This is a genomic window from Pseudomonas sp. CC6-YY-74 (assembly GCF_002025205.1).
Lineage (GTDB): Bacteria > Pseudomonadota > Gammaproteobacteria > Pseudomonadales > Pseudomonadaceae > Aquipseudomonas > Aquipseudomonas paeninsulae.
Window position 1 is genome coordinate 3,692,910 of sequence record NZ_CP019947.1, and the last position, 19,867, is coordinate 3,712,776.

Here is a 19,867-nt window from a genome sequence, read left to right on the forward strand (position 1 = left end):
TAGCACCTCCGCGCCCGCCGACGCTAAGTCCAAGCGGGTCCGTCCGACAGGTCGACAATTGATGAAGATGACAGTCCAACGCGCAGCCGCCTTGCTCCTCGCTGCGCTCTGCATGCCCCTGACGGCCTTGGCCGCAGAGCCGCAACCAACTCACGAATTCAGCCTGGACAATGGCCTCAAGGTCATCGTGCGCGAGGATCACCGCGCCCCGGTGGTGGTGTCCCAGCTCTGGTACAAGGTCGGCTCCAGCTACGAGACGCCCGGCCAGACCGGCCTGTCCCACGCCCTCGAGCACATGATGTTCAAGGGCAGCCGCAAGCTCGGTCCCGGCGAAGCCTCACGCATCCTGCGCGAGCTCGGCGCCGAGGAAAACGCCTTCACCAGCGATGATTACACTGCCTATTACCAGGTGCTGGCGCGGGATCGCCTGAGTGTGGCCCTGGAGCTGGAAGCCGATCGCCTGGCCAGCCTCAAGCTGCCGGCCGAAGAGTTCGCCCGCGAGATCGAGGTGATCAAGGAAGAGCGGCGCCTGCGCACCGACGACAAGCCCAGCTCGCTGGCTTACGAACGGTTCAAGGCCATGGCCTACCCCGCCAGCGGTTACCACACCCCGACCATCGGCTGGATGGCCGACCTCGAGCGCATGACCGTCGAGGAGCTGCGCGCCTGGTATGAAGCCTGGTACGTACCGAACAACGCCACCCTGGTGGTGGTTGGCGATGTCAGTGCCAGCGAGGTGAAGGTGCTCGCCGAACGCTATTTCGGTGACATCCCTGCACGCGCGGTGCCGCCGGCGAAAATCCCCCGCGAACTGGCCGCGCCGGGCGAGCGACGGATCACCCTGCACCTGAAAACCCAGCTGCCGAGCCTGATGCTGGGCTTCAACGTGCCGGGCCTGGCCACCGCCGAAAACCCGCGACAGGTGCATGCCTTGCGCCTGATCGCCACCCTGCTCGATGGCGGCTACAGCGCCCGTCTGCCGACGCGCCTGGAACGTGGCGAGGAACTGGTTTCCGGGGCCTCCGCCTGGTATGACGGCCAGACGCGCGGCGACAGCCTGTTCGTCCTGTCCGCCACGCCCAATGTGCAAACCGGCAAGACCCTGGCGCAAGCCGAAGCCGGCCTGTGGCGCGAGCTGCAGGATCTGCAGCAGAACCCGCCCTCCGCCGAGGAGCTGGCCCGCGTGCGCGCTCAGGTCATCGCCGGACTGGTCTTCGAGCGCGACTCGATCACCAGCCAGGCCACCGCCATCGGCCAGCTGGAAACCGTCGGCCTGTCCTGGACGCTGATGGATCAGGAACTGGCCGAACTGGAAGCCGTTACCCCGGCCGATATCCAGAGCGCGGCGAAAACCTTCTTTACCCGCGACCGCTTGAGCGTCGCCCATGTTCTACCCGAGGAGAAGCATGATGAGTAAGCGCAATGGTTTGCGCTACGGCCTGCTCGGCCTGGCGGTACTGGCGCTGTTGGCACTTCTCGTCCTGGTGAACAATCGCCCCGACGAAACCAGCAGCCAAGCCGAACCCGCCCCGTCGACGGCCATCGAATCCCTCGCCGCACTCAACGGCCAGGCACCGAGCCGGCGCAACCTGGAGATCCAGACCTGGCAAACCGCCGAGGGCGCTAAGGTGTTGTTCGTCGAGGCGCGCGAGCTGCCGATGCTCGACCTGCGCCTGACCTTCGCCGCCGGCAGCAGCCAGGATGACGGCGTACCAGGGGCGGCGATGCTGACCAACGCCATGCTCAACGAAGGCGTACCGGGCAAAGACGTCGGCGCCATCGCCGCCGGCTTCGAAAACCTCGGCGCCGAGTTCGGCAACGGCGCCTACCGCGACATGGCGGTGGCCAGCCTGCGCAGCCTGAGCGCCGTGGATAAACGCGAGCCGGCCCTGCAATTGTTCAATCAGGTGATCGGCCAGCCAACCTTCCCCGACGATGGCTTGGCACGGATCAAGAACCAGCTGCTGGCCGGTTTCGAGTACCAGAAGCAGAACCCCGGCAAGCTCGCCAGCTTGCAGCTGTTCGAGCGGCTCTACGGCGACCACCCCTACGCCCACCCCAGCGAAGGCAGCGAACAGTCCGTCCCGGCGATTAGCCGCGAGCAGTTGCAGGCCTTTCATGCCAAGGCCTATGCCGCCGGCAACGCCGTGATCGCGCTGGTCGGCGACCTCTCGCGCGCCGAAGCAGAAGCACTCACGGCTGAGGTTTCCGCCGCACTGCCGCAAGGCCCGGCCCTACCCCTCATTGCCCAACCGGAAGTGCCGCAAGCAGGCCTCAGCCATATCGAGTTCCCGTCCAACCAGACCCACCTGATGATCGCCCAGCTCGGCATCGACCGCCGCGACCCGGACTACGCCGCGCTCTATCTGGGTAACCAGATTTTCGGTGGCGGCGGCTTTGGCACCCGGCTGATGACCGAGGTCCGCGAAAAGCGCGGCCTGACCTACGGCGTCTCCTCCGGGTTCAGCGCCATGCAGGCACGCGGGCCCTTCATGATCAACCTGCAGACCCGCGCCGAACTCAGCGCCGGCACCCTGCAATTGGTCAAGGACATGCTGGGCGACTACCTGGCCAGCGGCCCGACCCAGGAGGAACTGGACAACGCCAAGCGCGAGCTGGCCGGCAGCTTCCCGCTGTCCACCGCGAGCAACGCCGCGATCGTTGGCCAGCTCGGCTCCATGGGCTTTTACGACCTGCCGCTGAGCCATCTGGAAGATTTCATGCGTGAAGTCCAGGCCCTCAGTACCGAGCAGGTCAAGGCTGCCATGGCCAAGCACCTCGATCCTGAGGCGCTGGTGATTGTCACTGCAGGCCCTACCGTCGAACAGAAAGAACTGCCGCCACCCAGCGACGACCCCGCCGAACAACCCTCAGCCGTACCGGAGCACTAATGCGCAAGCCAAGCAAAGCGGGCACAGCCCATAGTGGCGATGGCCAACTGCGGATCATCGGCGGGCAATGGCGTTCGCGCCAGTTCAACTTCCCCATGGCCGCCGGCCTGCGCCCCACCCCCAATCGCGTGCGCGAAACCCTGTTCAACTGGCTGGCACCCTACATCGAAGGTGCCACGGTGCTCGACCCGTTCACCGGCAGCGGCGCACTGTTCCTCGAAGCGCTGTCACGCGGGGCCGGCAGTGCCCTGGCGCTGGATAGCAACCCCAGCGCCATCGCCGGCCTGCGCGGCCACCTGCAGACCCTGAACTGCGAGAACGGCCAGTTGCTGCAAAGCGATGCCCTGGTCTACCTGCAGACCCAGGCCGCCACAGCGTTCGACCTGGTGTTTCTCGACCCGCCGTTCAGCCAGGATCTGCTCCTGCCCGCCTGCAACCTGCTGGAGCAACACGGCTGGCTGGCGGCTGATGCCTGGATCTACACCGAAAGCGAACATCCGCCCTCCAGCCTCGGCCTGCCCGGCAACTGGCGCCAGCACCGAGAGCAGAAGGCCGGTCAGGTGTATTACGCGCTGTGGCAGCGCAGCGCGCAGGGTGGCTGAGACGGCACCCCGCCACGGTCCTGGCCAATCCGGAACAGGCAGGCGCATCAGCCAGCCCCTGTAGCCCGGGTGTAATCCGCGGGGTATTGTCGATTAGCCACAACTTCCCCGGATTGCATCCGCGCTACGAGCGACAAGCATGAGTCCGACCTTCAACCCCGCCTGGTGGCTACCCGGCCCGCACCTGCAGACCCTGTGGAACCCGCTGTGCCGCAAGCCACCGCAACTGCAGCGCCAGCGTGAACGCCTGTGGCTGGAGGACGGTGACTTTCTCGACCTCGACTGGCACGGTCCACATGCCGCCGAAGCACCACTGGTGCTGGTGCTGCACGGCCTGACCGGGTCGTCCAGCTCGCACTATGTGCTCGGCCTGCAGCAATCCCTGGCGGCGCGCGGCTGGGCCAGCGCGGCGCTGAACTGGCGCGGCTGCTCGGGCGAACCCAATCTGCTGGCGCGCGGCTACCACTCCGGCGCCAGCGACGACTTGGCCGAAACGGTGCGCCACCTACGCGCACAACGGCCGATGACGCCGCTGTATGTCGTCGGCTATTCGCTGGGCGGCAACGTGCTGCTCAAGTACCTCGGCGAAAGCGGCAGCGACAGCCAGGTGCAAGGCGCCGTCGCGGTATCGGTGCCGTTTCGCCTGGATCAATGTGCGGATCGCCTCGGCCTGGGCTTCTCGCGGATCTACCAGGCGCACTTCATGAACGAGATGGTCGCCTACGTGAAGACCAAGCAGCGCCTGTTCGCCCACCAGGGCATGGCCGATCGCTTGTCCACCCTGGACAACCTCGGGGCACTGGATGGCATGCGCACCTTCTGGGACTTCGACGGGCGCATCACCGCGCCGCTGCATGGTTTCAGCGATGCCCAGGACTACTACAAACGTTCGTCCAGCCGCTACTTCCTGGGCAGCATCGCAACTCCGACCCTGATCATCCAGGCCGCCGACGACCCCTTCGTGTTCCGCCACAGCCTGCCCGAGGCCGACGAGCTGTCGCCCAGCACCCAGTTCGAGCTGCATGAGCAGGGCGGCCATGTCGGCTTTATCGACGGCTCGCCGCGACGACCGGGTTACTACCTGGAGCGGCGCATTCCCCTGTGGCTGGAGACGCTATAGCGGCATGGCCCTGAGCAGGGCTTTTCCCCACGGCTGATAGCGCAATGAAAAGACTGCAGCTGGATGACAGGCGGGGTAAGCCACGGGCGCTGCGGGAACCGCCCGGAATGGTTGCCCTTCCGCATTTACCTGGGTAAAGGCCTCGCTGACGATACCGACCTCGCACGGCAAGGCCGATGCATAAGCACTGCGTATCACCGCGGGGATGTCGCGCAGGCCTGCACCGTCTTGCCACCAGACCTGCACCCCCCGCGCCTTCAGCTCGCTTAGCCAACGGGCATTGGCCACGGGCGCCAACTGGCCGCTGCTGTATGCGCTGACATGCAGTGGCTGCTTGATTAACTCCGCCAGACTCTGCAATTGCCGCAAGAACTCCTCACGCCGTTCCCGGTCGTTAAAGGTCCGATCCGACAACTCCGCTGGCAGATACCAGCCTGCTGGTGCAAACCCTTCGACAGCCAGACGGCGTTGCTGATCCAGCCCCCGCGCCAGTAATTGATGCCAATAGAATGGCAGCTGGTCGACGGCGGCAACCCGACTGAAATAGTCCGGATCCTGGTACAGCCCCAGGATTAACTGCAACCCTTGAGCCTGCGCGTCCAGGAGTGCGGCCCGCAGCCAGCCCTGCTCACCGCCAAAGTCTTCGTCGCCATAGCGCGTCCACTGCACGATCAGGCGATCGACGCCCTGTTCACGGCTCTGCTGCCAGATAGCGCGCCATTCACTGGCACTGAGCTGCGCGTCGCTGTTCAACGGCTGATAGAACAGCGTCTCAGCACGAGTCGCCTGCGCCATGCCCAGGGCAAGTGCCAGGACCAGCAAAAATCGCGTCATAGGGCGAGCTCCACACCCAGCAACCAACCGTTCGAACCGTCGTACAACGTGCCGCCCAGTGCCTGCTGATATTCCACCTTCAGCGCCAGCCGATGCCGATACGCACTGTACTGCGTGGCGCCAAACCATAATTGCCAACGCAACCCGGCGCCCAGGCGCACGTCCTGCTGCGCGTCCTGCTCGGTGCCTTGCAGCATCGCATAGGGGCCGAGCGCCTGCGCGCCTTGGCTGCCCAGTTTGAACATCTGGCCCTGGTTGTAGCGCACCAGCAATAGGCGCTCGGACTCATCGACCCACCATGCCGCATCCAGATAGAGCGAGCGCTCGGGCCAACTGTCCTGCGTCGGGCGCCAGTCATTGCGATAGTTGCCCTGGTCGAGAAACGACGCGGTCGCACGCAACATCAAGTCGTTATCCGCCACCCCGAAGTCTTCCCGATAGAGCTCTGCGGACAGGTTCAGATTCAGGTTATTGAACGGCACATAGCGCAGACCTATGCCGCCCCCCAGGGTCGAACTCAGCGGACCGCCATCCCCTGAGCCGAGCAGCCGCCCGTACACCGACAACCGCTTGCCGCTGTAGTCCTCCAGGGAGTGGTCCCATAGCGCGGTCTCAGTAAATTCGCCCGAGTCGCGCTGGTCGGCGGCGCTGGCGACTCCGTCCGGTGACCAGGTACTCGCCAGTGAAATACTGTCGCGCCGCTGCAGATATTCATGCTGGCGGCGTGCGGCATAGCGGCGCTCCTGAAGATCGCGAATGCTCTCATCAACCACCTTCAACTGCGCGTGCTCCAGGTCGATGGCGCGCCGCAGACTCTCACGCGCCCGCGGCTTATCCCCCACTTCGATATAGCGCGCCGCGAGCGCCTCAGCCAGACGAAAATCCTCCGCCTGCAAGGCACTGGCCCTGACCAACGGTGCGATGGCGGTTGCCCGCAGCTCCGGAGTAGGCGAGGCGGCCATGCGCAAGCCGTATTCGCTCTGCAGCACGCCATTGTCCGGCTCCAGCTCGGCAGCACGCCGCAGCCATTGCAGCCCTTCTTCCTCCCCACCCGCTTTTATGGCTAGCTGGCCCGCCCGATAGTAATCGCCGCCCTGCGTCTCCAGCTCCAAGACCTTTCGCTGGCGCGCCAACGCTTCGGCGGGGCGACTGCGCGCGTCAGCGATAGACGCGCCGAGCCGCCAGTATTCTGCTGTACGCGCCGTCAATTCTTGCCAGTGCACCTCGGCCTTGTCGGCCTGGTCACTCGCCAACGCTACACGGGTCCGCGCGAGCCGGGCCTCAACGTCGAGTTGCTGCTCGGTAAAGCTCGACCACAGTTCATAAGCCTGGGCCGGCATTCCGGCTGCAGCCAGGGCGTAGGCCAACAAACCGCGACTGTCTGCATCGCCGGCAGCTACCGCCGCCTGTAGATAGACCACTGCCTGTCCAGGCTGGTCCGGCATCGAGCACTGCCCCAGCGCACGCCACTCGAGCGGGTCGGATGGAGTATCGCCAGCGAGTTCTTGTACCCGCGGACAAAGCCCCTGAGCGGCCAAACTACTGGTTAGGCGCCCTTGTAGCGTCGCCGGCAGCTGCCTTCTGAAGGTAACGAGGCGGGCCGACGGAATATCCCTCGCCTGCCCATACAGATCGACCAGGCGAGTCAGTAGCGGCTCGGGTAGATTGCCGCGCCGACCTTGCTGCACCCGCTCAAGAAGCTGCCGCGCCTGAAGCGGCTGGCCGGTCTGCATCCACAAATAACTGGCCAGGTCCGCCGAGCGTAGATCGCCCGTAGCCTGGTAGTGCCGTTGCCACCACGTTGCTGCCGCAGGTGCATCAGCCATTTTCTGCGCGAGCTGCGCCTGCTGCGCTGAGCGTTGCGCGCTGTCGGGCTGGGCATCCAGCCAGGCTCGGGCGCTGATAAAGTCTCCGCGCGCAATCCAACGGGCCAGCAAATGCTCCCGGCGCAGTGCATCCCAAGGTTCGGCAAGTACTGTGCGCGCCATTAGCTGCTCGGCCTGCAAAGCCTCAACTAGCACCAGCCAACGCTGCGGCTCGGCCTCGGCCGAGCAACGTTCCAGCTCGCGACGAGCCCGCGGCGGATCAAGCTTGGCCAGCCAGGCCGCATTATCCAGACAGGGTTGATGCAAGGCGTCAGCCATGACCATGGCCAGCTCAACATCCCCATCATCACGCGCAAGCTGTAACAGCCTGACGCGGTGCGGCGCATCGAGTTCCCCTGCACTATCTAGGGGCAGCAGTAACTCTTTCGCCGAACGCGTATGCCCTTGGCCAACTGCTCGGTCTGCCAGCAGCAGCCGTAACCAACCCTCATCCTCCGGGGAGGGGGCTTGCCGCAGCAGGTCAGCCACTCCCTGCTGCCGCCCAAGCGCCGCATAGGCCAGCCCCAGTCGGCGCCAACTTTCGGCGTCCAGCTCGGCCTCGGCCTGAAGGGGCAAGAGACTCTCGATGACCGCCGACCAGTCGCCGGACTGCTCGGCCAGCACCGCCCGATGACGGCGCAAGACCGGGGTCAACTCGATCGGCACTGCCTGCAACCACGCCCAGGCGACCGGGGGCCCCTCGCGCTCGCTCAGCTGTTGCGCATAGGCCAGCATCAGTCGCTCGCGGGCGAGCGCATCAGGCTCGGCCTGTAACCAGGCCTCCAGCTGTTTCGCCGGCGGCGCTGCACTGGAGGTGATCCAGCCGATCCGTAGCGCGTTGATCTGCGCCGCGCGCTCTTGCGCCGGCAAGGCCGAGGCCACTTCCAGCGCATCGGCATAGCGGCCCTGCTTCAGCAGGGCGTGGACCAATATCCGTCTCGCCTCCACGGCATTCGGTGAGATCTTCTCGAGGACATGCCGCGCCAGCTCTTCGGCTGCTACGGGCTGGTCTTTTTGCAGAGCCTTGTAGGCCTTGTCGATAAAAGGAAAGCTGCGGAAGTTTTGCAGCTCACTTGCCCCATCAGCCGGCTCTGCGTGAGCAAACCAAGAGCCCAGCAAGAGCAGTGGCAATAGCCCTAAACGGTGATGGCGTGGCATCTGATGCATTCCTCCAGCGCGTGGAAACCGACTTGCTGCTCTTTGCGCTGTTCTTCCAGGGCTTCCTGGAGAACCACTTCACTGACCAGCCCGCGCCGCACCAGCGAACTCCCCAGACTCTCCAGTTCAGGGTCAAAATCGATCAGGGCCTGGGCCATGACCGTATTCGGCAACATACCGAACTCCTGGATCAGGTCTCCAAGCATGACCTGATGACGACAGACCCGCTCCATCAGCTCAGCGTCGTTCTGACGTGCTGCCAGCTGCTCCAGCAATTCACCCGTAGCGCTGGACTGATGGCGGCCGTACCAATACCGCAGCCCGACCGTGACCCGGCCCTGCGGCGCGATCCTGTTGATCAATGGACGCCCCAGCTGACGAGCCATTGCGCCAAGTGCGACCTGACTGAGTGCGCGTTCGGAGACGATGACCAGTCCATCGGCCTGCTCCGCAACCGGCAGGACTGAGTAGCGCAGTGCCAGGCGCGCTGGCAGCGCATCGATCAAGCGCCGATCCAGCGCGAAAGGATTGAGCGGACAGCATTCCAACTCAGCCTGCTCGGCCAGTGCTTGGGCCAGTTGCTGACTGTCGACCAAGCCACGCAGCAGCAACTCTCGCCCGATCCGCCGACGAGGTGCGGTCAGCACCGCTTCCAGTTGCTCTTGATTGATCAGCCCAGCACGCAGCAGTTTCCTGCCAATCGGTTCGCGACGGGGCGAGTCGACCAGCGCCGGAAACTCGTGAGACGTCTTGTCCCACGCCACGCGACGGGAATCGCCCATGGCGATCACTTGTTTCATTGCACGTAAATTGGCGAAAAAATTCACCCAATTGCTCCACAGCATCCGGGGCGCCGCCAGCACGCCCTGCGCCACACCGTAAAATGAGCCGGCAAAGTAGCAACGTTGAAACAAGCGGTTAGCCAGCAGCAGGCCATTGAGCAGCAACAGGCTGGACAGCAGCGGACTGTCCCCCAGTACCGAGGCAAAATTCCAGGCGCCGGGCAGCAGCAGACTGACTGACCAAATCATCAGCAACTGTACAAAAACCAAACTGGCCAACAGACCGACCATATTGGCGACGCCACCCCTGCGGTCGCGCCAGAGAAAATAGTTGAGCATCGGCTGCTCGCTCCAACCAAGCGTACGGGTGCCCTGATAGACGATCCCGGTGATCCATCGGGCTTTCTGGCGAATCGAGGCCTCCAGGGTTTCGGGAAAATGCTCACGCACGCAGATGACGCCGGCCGCACGTTTATTAACCCCCCGACGCCGCTCTCCCAGCGGGGCCAGGGTTGTATCCGATACGCTGAAACGCGCGAAAATCTCTTTCATTCCCTTTCTTTTGAGACGGAATCCAATGTCGTAGTCCTCAGTCAGGCTCTGGATGTCGAAGGCCACCCCGTCACCATCCTCCAGCAACGCGACTATGGCGCGGCGGCTGAAACAGGTACCCACCCCCGCACTCGGCACCTGGCCGACCAATGCCTCGCGCACCACCACGTCTTTGCCATGCAACTCGGCGAACTCGTCGGCGTAATGGCCCGTCGTGAAGTTCCACCAGCGCTTGACGTAGGGATACACCGGCACCTGAATCAGGTCTTTACGCGGCAACAGGTAATTGAACAGGCGTAGCTCAAGCGGGGAAATTACGTCTTCGGCGTCGTGCAGGATAAAACCGGCGAAACTCAGCTTCGCCTGCTCCTCGAACCGCAGCATCGCGTCGATGATATTGTTCAGGCAGTCAGCCTTGCTGGTCGGTCCTGGACGGGCACAGACGACCTTGTGCACATTCGGATAACGCAGACAGACGGCGTCTACGTCGGCCTGGGTTTCCAGGTCGTTCGGATAGGTGCCGACGAATATCTGATAGTTCTCGTAGTCCAGGGTCGAGGCCGCGAGACGCGCCATCTCACCGACCACTCCGACCTCACGCCAGGCCGGCACCATGATTGCCAAGGGCTTTTCCGCGACGCCGTAGAGCAGCGACTCGTCGGCCCGGGTAACGCGACGAAACACCCCCAGCTTACGCCAGAGTGTTCGCCCCCAATACACCAGGTCAATGAACAGGTCGTCCACGCCCAACACCAGCATCAGCACGGCGAGGACCAATGTCACCCACTTCAGGCCGTAGAGGTAGTAGGTAAAGCCGTCAATCAAGGCATAGCTCAAACTGATTGAATCGCTCACTGGCACCCTACCATCAGGTACTGACGCACCTGTTCGACGATCCGTGCACTCGCCTGGCCGTCGCCATAGGGATTGTGCGTCCGCTGCATGGCCGCATAGGCTGCCGGATCATCAAGCAGGCGTGATACTTCCTCGACGATACGTGCCTCATCGGTTCCAACCAGGCGCACCGTCCCGGCAGCCACCGCCTCCGGACGCTCGGTGGTATCGCGCATGACCAGCACGGGTTTGCCTAATGAGGGCGCCTCTTCCTGCACCCCACCCGAATCGGTGAGGATGATGCTGGCCCGATCCATCAGATAAACGAAGGACTGATAACTCTGCGGCGCGATGAGCAGTAGATTGGGCAGTCCATCAAGCAACCGATAGACAGGCTCCTGAACCCGTGGATTGAGGTGCACAGGGTAGATGAAACGCACCTCAGGGTAACGCTGAGCAAGACTGCGTAGCGCCTGGCAAATACGCAAGAACCCATCGCCGAAGTTCTCCCGCCGATGCCCTGTGATCAGGACCATCCTCGCCTCACCACCCAGGCCAGCCAGTGTCGAATCAGCGGGCCTCCAGTCCATTTCTCGCAACTTGGCACGCATCCACATGAGAGCATCGATCACTGTATTGCCAGTAACACTGACCTGAGCGGCCGGCACGCCTTCTTTGAGCAGGTTCGCCTGCGCCCAGGCGGTCGGAGCAAAATGCAGATTGGCGAGCACCCCGGTCAACCGCCGATTGGCCTCTTCTGGCCAAGGCGCATAAAGATTGTTGGTTCGCAGCCCCGCTTCGACATGGCCGACCGGAATGCCGCGATGGAATGCTGCCAGTGCAGCGGCGAAGGAAGTTGTTGTGTCGCCGTGCACCAGAACCATGTCAGGCATCTCGACCTGCAATACGTGATCGAGCTTGGCGAGAATCGCAGCGCTGAGGCCATTCAGTGTCTGGCCCGGCGTCATCACGTCGAGGTCATGATCTGGACTCAACGAAAAAAGACCTAGCACATCGTCAAGCATTTCCCGGTGCTGCCCGCTGACGCACAAACACAGTTGCAGGTCATCGGCCGCCGCAAGTGCTTGAGCTACAGGTGCCATTTTGATGGCCTCGGGACGTGTACCGAAGACCAGCATGATTTTTCTCAAAGCACGCGAAGAAGGCAGCAACTCTGCTGCCGCTGGAACCGACGGGGGGGCACTCACAGACACCTCAATGCACCGAAAGCGCATTAACCTTAGAGAAAAGGAGGCAGGATTAGCATGCTCGCCGGCCCCGAACAGGGTCGACGTGCACATGCAGAAAATGATACTAGATCGCCACCCACTCTACCGTCAATCTGTGATCAACATCACAAACAAATAGCTAGAGCACCTGCTGCAGTGGCACAAACAACTTCTCATACAAGGCATCAACCGCCGCCTGCGCCTGCGGCGCGATATAGCCGCCTTCCAGCGCCAGTACCTGATAGATGCCGCGGCGCAACATTGCTTCGCTGAGCTCACCGGGCTGGCTGCGGGTGGTGCAGAGGAAGCGCACCCAGGAGGTCATGATGATCCAGGCATTGAGCGCCAGCGCCTCGATCTGCGCAGGGTTCATCAACAGGATCCCGGCTTCGACGAAGCCCTGGTAGATGCCTTGCGCGCCCTGCAGGCAGCGCTGGGCGAACAGCCGGTAGCGCTCGGCCAGCTCGGCATCGCTGTCGAGCAGATGCTCCAGATCGCGATGCAGGAAGCGGTAGTGCCACATGGCCGCGAGCAGCGCCTCCAGGTAGAAGGTCTTGTCGTCTATGCTCATGGGCCGGTCGGGCGGCAGACGCAGGAAGCTGTCGACGTGACGCTCATACTGGCCGAACAGCTCGGCGATGATCGCCTGCTTGTTGCCGAAGTGGTAGTACAGGTTACCCGGCGAAATGCCCAGGTGCGCGGCGATGTGGTTGGTGCTGACGCTGCGCTCGCCATGGGCATTGAACAGCTCAAGGCTGGCCTGAATGATGCGTTCGCGGGTTTTCGGTGGCGCTGCCATAACTGCTCGGTCTCGACTGCAAGTGCCCGGCAAAGGTACAGGGTGGAAGGCGCAATAGGCTAGCCAGGCGCAGCTTCTGGGCAGCGACTGATGACTCGCCTGGGTGCGCTGGTCGCCTGGCACGGTTATCCCATTTGACATATTAGAGTAATTGCTCTAAAAATCCAGCACACCCTTTTCCGCAGGCCTCCCCTTCTCGGGTCGACAGGACTGCAATGCCGAGGAACTGCACATGGCCGCCGACACCGCCTATCTACAAGACCCGCAACACAGCCAGCAGCAGATCAGCCAGCTGGAAACCAGCTTCGCCCTGCAACGCCAGGCGTACCAGGCCAACCCAATGCCGTCCGCCGAGCAGCGACTGATGTGGCTCAAGGCCCTGAGCGAGCGGCTGAGCAACGAGCGCGAGGCGCTGGTCCAGGCGATTTCCCAGGATTTCAGCAACCGTTCGGCCGACGAGACCCTGCTCGCCGAACTGATGCCCAGCCTGCACGGCATCCACTACGCCAGCAAACGCATCAAAAAGTGGATGAAACCCTCGCGGCGCAGCGTCGGCATGCAGTTCCTGCCGGCCTCGGCCAAGGTGGTCTACCAGCCGCTCGGCGTGGTCGGCGTCATCGTGCCCTGGAACTACCCGCTGTTTCTGGCCATTGGCCCGCTGGTTGGCGCGCTCTCGGCCGGCAACCGGGTGATGATCAAGATGAGCGAGTCGACCCCGGCCACCTCGCAACTGATCAAGGAGCTGTTGGCCAAGGTGTTTCCCGAGGACCTGGTCAGCGTGGTGCTGGGCGAGGCGGAAGTCGGCATGGCCTTCGCCAAGTTGCCGTTCGACCACTTGCTGTTCACCGGCGCCACCAGCATCGGCAAGCACGTGATGCGCGCCGCCGCCGAGAACCTGACCCCGGTGACCCTGGAACTGGGCGGCAAGTCGCCGGCCATCGTCTCCGCCACTGTGCCATTGGCCGACGCCGCCGAGCGCATCGCCTTCGGCAAGACCATGAATGCCGGGCAGACCTGCGTGGCGCCTGACTACGTGCTGGTGCCGAAAGACCGCGTGGAGGGTTTCGTCGAGGCCTACCGCCAGGCGGTACTGGGTTTCTACCCGCAGCTTGAGGACAACCCCGACTACACCGCGATCATCAACGAGCGCCAGCAGCAGCGCCTCAACGGCTACTTGAGCGATGCAGAGAGCAAGGGCGCGACCCTGGTTGCGCTGTACCCCGAAACCCAGGGCCGGCGCATGCCGCACACCGTTGTGTTGAATGTCAGCGACGACATGCAGGTGATGCAGGACGAGATCTTCGGCCCGTTGCTGCCGATCGTCCCCTACGAGGGCATCGAGCAGGCCTTCGCCTACGTCAATCAGCGCCCCCGGCCGCTGGCGCTCTACTACTTCGGCTACGACAAGGGCGAACAAGAGCGCGTACTGCACGAGACCCATTCCGGCGGCGTGTGCCTGAACGACACCCTGCTGCACGTAGCCCAGGACGATATGCCGTTCGGCGGCGTTGGCCCATCCGGCATGGGTCATTACCACGGCCACGAAGGCTTCCTGACCTTCAGCAAGGCCAAGGGCGTGCTGATCAAGCAACGCCTGAATGCCGCCAAGCTGATCTATCCACCCTATGGCAAGACGCTGCACAAGCTGGTCTACAAGCTGTTCGTGCGCTAGCTCTTCCTTTGTAGGAGCGGGCCATGCCCGCGATGTTTTTGCATGGTCGCTCTCGCAGGCATGGAACTAGGCGTCCCGCCCCCTACACAAGCCGATCCAGGTGATAACAACAATGAACGACACCACGATTGCCCGCCCGCACCTGTCGCGGCGCAACCTGCTGAAAGTCGGCCTGTTCGGCTCGGCCTTTCTCGCCACTGCCGGGCTGACCGCCAGCCTCAGCGGCTGCTCGGCCAGCACGCCCAAGCTCGGCTTTAGCGTGATCCGCGAATCCGACCTGCCCTTCCTCCAGGCCCTGATTCCGGTGATGCTGAAAGGCGCTGTGGCTCCGGCGAGGATGGCGCAGGCCGTCAACGGCACCCTCGAAAGCCTCGACTACAGCCTCAACCACCTGTCGCCCGAACTGCTCAAGCTGACCGTGCAACTGTTCGACGTGCTGGCCATGCCCCTGACCCGCGGCCCACTGACCGGGGTCTGGGGCAGTTGGCAGAACGCCTCGGCAGCCGATGTGCAGGTGTTCCTCAATCGCTGGCAGAACAGCTCCATCGGCCTGTTGAAGATGGGTCATGCCTCCCTGCTGCAACTGGTGATGATGAGCTGGTACAGCCGCGCCGAGTCCTGGGCCCATTGCGGCTACCCCGGCCCACCGACGGTCTAAAACCCTACGTACGTATGATGGGCCGGGCCGCGCAGGTTGAGCGCAGCGCTACCCACCGCAGAGCCGCCACACCGGCCCAGAACAACAAGAGAATTCGAAATGCCCGTACCCGACATGTTCAAGCAAGGCCTGGCCCGCGGCTGGAAAACCTACGACGGCTCGCGCCTGGACAGCGACCTGACCCTGGAAGCCGATGTCGCCATCGTCGGCAGCGGCGCAGGCGGCGGCACTACCGCGGAGATCCTCAGCGCCGCCGGCTTCAAGGTGCTGCTGATCGAGGAAGGCCCGCTGAAGACCAGCGACGACTTCAAGATGCTCGAGGCCGAGGCTTACGCCAGCCTCTACCAGGAAGGCATCGGCCGCATGAGCAAGGATGGCGCAATCACCATCATGCAGGGCCGTGCGGTAGGCGGCACCACCCTGATCAACTGGACCTCAAGCTTTCGCACCCCCACGCCGACCCTGCAGCACTGGGCCAGGGAACACGGCGTTACCGGCCACAGCGAGGAGGAGATGGCGCCCTGGTTTGCGCTGATGGAACAACGCTTGGGCGTCGCACCTTGGGCCGTGCCGCCCAACGCCAACAACGAGGTGATCCGCAGCGGTTGCGACAAGCTCGGCTACGCATGGAAAATCATCCCGCGCAACGTGCGCGGCTGCTGGAACCTCGGCTACTGTGGCCTGGGCTGCCCGACCAACGCCAAGCAGTCGATGCTGGTCACCACCATCCCGGCGACCCTGGACAAAGGCGGCGAGCTGCTCTATCTGGCCCGCGCCGAACGCCTGCTGATCGATGGCGAGCGGGTTACCGGCATCGAGTGCCTGGGCATGGACGAACGCAGCGTGGCGCCGAACGGCCGCAAGATCCGGGTCAAGGCCAAGCACTATGTCTTGGCCGGCGGCGGCATAAACACGCCGGGCATTCTCTTGCGTTCCCAGGCGCCGGACCCGCACCGGCGCACCGGCAAGCGCACTTACCTGCACCTGGTGAACTTCTCCGCCGCGCTATTCGAACAGGTGATCAACCCCTTCTATGGCGCGCCGCAATCGATCTACTCCGATCACTTCCAGTGGGATGACGGCACGGCTGGCCGCCTGTCCTACAAGCTGGAAGTGCCGCCGCTGCACCCGGCCCTGACCGCCACCCTGCTCGGCCGTTTCGGCATCGACAACGCCCTGCGCATGGAGCAGTTGCCCAACACCAACGTGATGCTGGCCCTGCTGCGCGACGGCTTCCACCCGGACAGCGCCGAAGGCACTGTCGAGTTGCGTGACGACGGCAGCCCGGTGCTTGACTACCAGATGACCGATTACACCTGGGATGGCGTGCGCCGCGCCTATCACAGCATGGCCGAGATCCAGTTTGCCGCCGGCGCCAACGCGGTGCTGCCCCTGCATGCCGACGCCGGCTATGTGAAGACCCTGGGCGAAGCCAAGAACCTGATCGACAACTTGAGTCTGGAAATTTACCGCACCCGCCTAGGCAGCGCCCATGTCATGGGCGGTTGCGCCATGGGCGAAGACCCGCGCCAGGCGGTCACCGACAGCCTGGGCCGGCATCACCAGCTGGCCAACCTGTCGATCCACGACGGCTCGCTGTTCCCCACCAGCATCGGCGCCAACCCACAACTGTCGATCTATGGCCTGACCGCGCAGCTGGCGAGCCAACTGGCCGAGCGGCTTTCTACCTGAATCTGTCACTTAGGAGCTTCGCATGCTGCCCAAAATCCTCTCAGGCCTGCTGATAGTCACCGGCATCATCCACCTGCTGCCGCTCAGCGGCGTGCTCGGCGCCGAGCGGTTGGCGGCACTTTATGGTTTGTCCTTCGAGGAGCCCAACCTATTGCTGTTGATGCGCAGCCGCGCCCTGCTGTTCGGCCTACTCGGCGCCTTTATGATCTACGCCGCCTGGCGCCCGACGCTGCAACCCCTCGCCCTGTTCGGCGGACTGGTCAGCGTGCTCGGCTTTCTACTGCTGGCCTGGAGCGCTCCCGGCTATAACGACGCCTTGCGCCGCGTGGTTATCGCCGACTGGATCGCCCTGGCCTGTCTGGCGCTCGCGGTGCTGTTGTACCAGGTGGCCCGTGGCAAAGCCTAAATCGCTCGCCGACTTGGCCCCAAGGGGATCGCTGCGCTACCATCCGACTCCCCAACGGATCCGCCAGGACGTCACGATGAATCGAGTGTTATACCCAGGCACCTTCGACCCCATCACCAAAGGCCATGGCGATCTGGTCGAACGCGCCGCGCGTCTGTTCGACAGCGTCATCATTGCGGTGGCCGCCAGCCCGAAGAAAAACCCGCTGTTCCCCCTCGAACAACGGGTTGCACTGGCCCGCGAAGTGACCAAGCACCTGCCGAATGTCGAGGTGGTCGGCTTCTCCAGCTTACTCGCGCACTTCGCCCAGGAGCAGGGTGCCAATGTGTTTCTGCGCGGCCTGCGCGCGGTCTCGGACTTCGAATACGAGTTCCAGCTGGCCAACATGAACCGTCAACTGGCGCCGGACGTGGAGAGCCTGTTCCTCACTCCGTCGGAAAAATACTCCTATATTTCCTCGACCCTGGTGCGCGAGATCGCCGCGCTGGGCGGTGATATCTGCAAATTCGTCCATCCTGCCGTGGCCGATGCCCTGCACGAGCGTTTCAAACGCTGAGCGACCACCCTTGTAGGAGCACGCCATGCGTGCGATCGGTATTGCGGGCAGCCCCGGTTCGCAGGCATGGCCTGCTCCTACAGCCCAGATGTCCTGTTCCCGACCCGCGCCCACACATGGCGCCCGCCCCAACAATCCGGCACAATTCGCCATCGTTGTCTGCCTATTGTTGTTTGAGAATGTCGTCGCCGAAGGCTGCGACAGGAGCTTTAATTCCATGTCCCTGATCATCACCGACGACTGCATCAACTGCGACGTCTGCGAGCCAGAATGCCCGAACGGCGCGATCTCCCAGGGTGAGGAGATCTACGTGATCGACCCCAACCTGTGCACCGAATGCGTCGGCCACTACGACGAGCCGCAGTGCCAGCAAGTCTGCCCCGTCGATTGCATCCCGCTCGACGAGCATCACGTCGAGAGCAAGGACGAGCTGATGGAGAAGTACCTGATCATTACTGGCAAGGCGTGACGCCATGCACCGCCTGAATCGCGGCGCGCTGCCCTGGCGCCTGTTCGCCAGCTCGCTGTTGCTGCTGCTCGCCCTGGGCTTGCAGGCAGCCGAACAACCCGGACGCGCGGCCATCGCCAGCGCCCACCCCGCCGCCACCGTCGCCGGCCAGGAAACCCTGGCCCTGGGCGGCAATGCCTTCGATGCGGCGGTCGCCATCAGCGCTGCCCTGGCCGTGGCCGAGCCTTACAGCTCGGGCCTGGGTGGCGGCGGTTTCTTTCTGCTGCGTGAAGCCGGCGCACAGCCCACCTATCGTTTTCTCGATGCCCGCGAGCGCGCGCCTCTGGCCGCCCACGTCGACCTCTACCGGCGTGACGGCGAGGTACAGAAGCCGCTATCGCTCAACGGCCCGCTGGCCGCCGCTATTCCCGGACTGCCCGCCGCATTGGTACTGCTGGCTGAACGCTTCGGCCGGCTGCCGCTACGCGACTCGCTGGCCCCGGCAATTCGCCTGGCCCGCGACGGCATCAGCATCGACAGGGTCTACCGCGAGCGGGCGAGCTGGCGCTTGGCCGCCCTGCGCGACGACCCGCAAAGCGCGCGGATTTTCCTCGACGATGAACGCGAAATCCCCGCAGAGTTCTCCCTGCTGCGCCAACCGGAGCTGGCCACGACCCTGGAACGCCTGGCCCGCGACGGCCATGCCGGCTTCTACGCCGGAGATATCGCCGAGAAGCTGGTCAGTGGCGTGCGCGCTGCCGGCGGCATCTGGTCGTTGCGCGACCTGGCCGAGTACCGGATCGTCGAACGCCACCCCCTGCGCGTGCCCCTGGCTGATGGTCGCGAGCTGATCAGTGCGCCGCCACCTTCGGCGGGTGGCCTGGCCCTGGCGCAAAGCCTGCTGATTTTGCAACAACTGCCCTGGCGCCAGGCCGAACCGGTGCAACGCACGCATTTTGTCGTCGAAACGCTGCGCCGTGCCTACCGCGATCGCGGCCTGCTCGGCGACCCGGACTTTGTCGCCAACCCGCAAGAGCAGTTGCTCGCGCCGAGCTATATAAACCAACTGGCTGGCAGCATCGATCCAGATAAAGCCACGCCCAGCGACAGCCTGCCACCTGCTGTTGGCTGGCACGAAGGCGACCACACCACCCATTTCTCGGTGCTCGATGCCGACGGCAATGCAGTGGCCGCCACCTTGTCGATCAACCTGCCGTTTGGCGCCGCCTTCATTGCGCCCGGCACCGGCGTGCTGCTCAACGACGAGATGGACGACTTCGCCGCCGATGTCCAGGGCGCCAACGCCTACGGCCTGGTCGGCAGCCCGGCCAACGCCATCGCCGCCGGCAAGCGCCCGCTGTCGAGCATGAGTCCGAGCTTTATCGAAAGCCCCAGCGAGTTCGCCAGCTTCGGCACCCCTGGCGGCAGCCGCATCCCGAGCATGGTGCTGCTGGCGATGCTCGAGTACCTCGACGGCCAGCCGATTACCCGCTGGCCGGGCGTCGCCCGCTATCACCATCAATATCGCCCGGATCTGATCGAGCACGAACCGAACACCTTCAGCCCGGCGCAGATCGCCGCCCTGCGCGCCCGCGGCCATCAACTCAAGGCCCTGGAGCGCAGTTACGGCAACCAGCAGGTGCTGTTCTGGGACAAGTCGGGCAAACGGGTCCAAGCCGCCAGCGACCCCCGCGGCGTAGGCATCAGCGCAGTGGTTACGCCGCCACGGCGGTAGCTAGCGTCGAGCAAGCCTTGCAGCGCTGGCCACT

General features: G+C 64.0%; 16 protein-coding genes. 11 read left to right on the forward strand and 5 right to left on the reverse strand.

From position 1 onward, the window contains the following. Window positions 1–61: 61 nt before the first annotated feature. From B2D37_RS16755 to B2D37_RS16770, 4 genes are all read left to right on the forward strand, one after another. Entirely contained in the window at window positions 62–1,417 is a 1,356-nt protein-coding gene (locus B2D37_RS16755; RefSeq protein WP_079203758.1) for a pitrilysin family protein, read from the forward strand. Continuing rightward, a complete protein-coding gene (locus B2D37_RS16760) occupies window positions 1,410–2,891 on the forward strand; it encodes a pitrilysin family protein (RefSeq protein ID WP_079203759.1) in 1,482 nt (493 codons plus the stop codon). The genes B2D37_RS16755 and B2D37_RS16760 overlap by 8 nt, the downstream gene beginning before the upstream one ends. After that, window positions 2,891–3,493, forward strand: coding sequence for a 16S rRNA (guanine(966)-N(2))-methyltransferase RsmD (gene rsmD, locus B2D37_RS16765; protein WP_079203760.1), 603 nt, complete (start codon window positions 2,891–2,893; stop codon window positions 3,491–3,493). The genes B2D37_RS16760 and rsmD overlap by 1 nt, the downstream gene beginning before the upstream one ends. Before the next feature lie 139 nt (window positions 3,494–3,632). Then, the gene (locus B2D37_RS16770) at window positions 3,633–4,613 is read left to right on the forward strand and encodes a hydrolase (RefSeq protein WP_079203761.1); all 981 of its coding nucleotides are present in this window, start codon (window positions 3,633–3,635) and stop codon (window positions 4,611–4,613) included. On the opposite strand, the gene B2D37_RS16775 is transcribed toward B2D37_RS16770, so the two are convergent. From B2D37_RS16775 to B2D37_RS16795, 5 genes are all read right to left on the reverse strand, one after another. Beyond that, window positions 4,608–5,447 carry a DUF4434 domain-containing protein gene (locus tag B2D37_RS16775; protein ID WP_079203762.1) on the reverse strand — a complete coding sequence of 280 codons (840 nt, stop codon included), beginning with the start codon at window positions 5,445–5,447 and terminating at the stop codon, window positions 4,608–4,610. The genes B2D37_RS16770 and B2D37_RS16775 overlap by 6 nt on opposite strands. Beyond that, window positions 5,444–8,470, reverse strand: coding sequence for a phage receptor (locus B2D37_RS16780; protein ID WP_177345240.1), 3,027 nt, complete (start codon window positions 8,468–8,470; stop codon window positions 5,444–5,446). The genes B2D37_RS16775 and B2D37_RS16780 overlap by 4 nt, the downstream gene beginning before the upstream one ends. Further along, the gene (locus tag B2D37_RS16785; RefSeq protein WP_079205010.1) at window positions 8,449–10,641 is read right to left on the reverse strand and encodes a glycosyl transferase family protein; all 2,193 of its coding nucleotides are present in this window, start codon (window positions 10,639–10,641) and stop codon (window positions 8,449–8,451) included. The genes B2D37_RS16780 and B2D37_RS16785 overlap by 22 nt, the downstream gene beginning before the upstream one ends. Window positions 10,642–10,655: 14 nt before the next feature. Then, on the reverse strand, window positions 10,656–11,777 hold the full coding sequence (wecB, locus tag B2D37_RS16790) for a non-hydrolyzing UDP-N-acetylglucosamine 2-epimerase (protein WP_305879838.1): 1,122 nt from the start codon (window positions 11,775–11,777) through the stop codon (window positions 10,656–10,658). Between the two features lie 229 nt (window positions 11,778–12,006). Next, window positions 12,007–12,666 carry a TetR/AcrR family transcriptional regulator gene (locus B2D37_RS16795; protein WP_079203764.1) on the reverse strand — a complete coding sequence of 220 codons (660 nt, stop codon included), beginning with the start codon at window positions 12,664–12,666 and terminating at the stop codon, window positions 12,007–12,009. Between the two features lie 232 nt (window positions 12,667–12,898). Between B2D37_RS16795 and B2D37_RS16800 the strand changes: the two genes are divergently transcribed. The 7 genes from B2D37_RS16800 to ggt all read left to right on the forward strand — a co-directional run bounded on the left by B2D37_RS16800 (window position 12,899) and on the right by ggt (window position 19,833). Next, on the forward strand, window positions 12,899–14,338 hold the full coding sequence (locus B2D37_RS16800) for a coniferyl aldehyde dehydrogenase (RefSeq protein WP_079203765.1): 1,440 nt from the start codon (window positions 12,899–12,901) through the stop codon (window positions 14,336–14,338). Between the two features lie 112 nt (window positions 14,339–14,450). Continuing rightward, window positions 14,451–14,996: a twin-arginine translocation pathway signal protein gene (locus B2D37_RS16805; RefSeq protein ID WP_079203766.1), complete on the forward strand. Its 546-nt coding sequence runs from the start codon at window positions 14,451–14,453 to the stop codon at window positions 14,994–14,996. 99 nt (window positions 14,997–15,095) lie between these two features. Beyond that, window positions 15,096–16,688, forward strand: coding sequence for a GMC family oxidoreductase (locus B2D37_RS16810; RefSeq protein WP_079203767.1), 1,593 nt, complete (start codon window positions 15,096–15,098; stop codon window positions 16,686–16,688). A 22-nt stretch (window positions 16,689–16,710) separates the two neighbouring features. Then, window positions 16,711–17,094, forward strand: coding sequence for a phosphopantetheine adenylyltransferase (locus B2D37_RS16815; RefSeq protein ID WP_256573090.1), 384 nt, complete (start codon window positions 16,711–16,713; stop codon window positions 17,092–17,094). Between the two features lie 76 nt (window positions 17,095–17,170). Then, window positions 17,171–17,650 carry a pantetheine-phosphate adenylyltransferase gene (coaD, locus tag B2D37_RS16820; RefSeq protein WP_079203768.1) on the forward strand — a complete coding sequence of 160 codons (480 nt, stop codon included), beginning with the start codon at window positions 17,171–17,173 and terminating at the stop codon, window positions 17,648–17,650. Between the two features lie 217 nt (window positions 17,651–17,867). Continuing rightward, the gene (locus tag B2D37_RS16825) at window positions 17,868–18,119 is read left to right on the forward strand and encodes a YfhL family 4Fe-4S dicluster ferredoxin (protein WP_079203769.1); all 252 of its coding nucleotides are present in this window, start codon (window positions 17,868–17,870) and stop codon (window positions 18,117–18,119) included. 4 nt (window positions 18,120–18,123) lie between these two features. Continuing rightward, complete coding sequence (gene ggt / locus B2D37_RS16830; protein ID WP_079203770.1) at window positions 18,124–19,833, forward strand: gamma-glutamyltransferase; 1,710 nt, start codon at window positions 18,124–18,126, stop codon at window positions 19,831–19,833. Window positions 19,834–19,867: the final 34 nt, after the last annotated feature.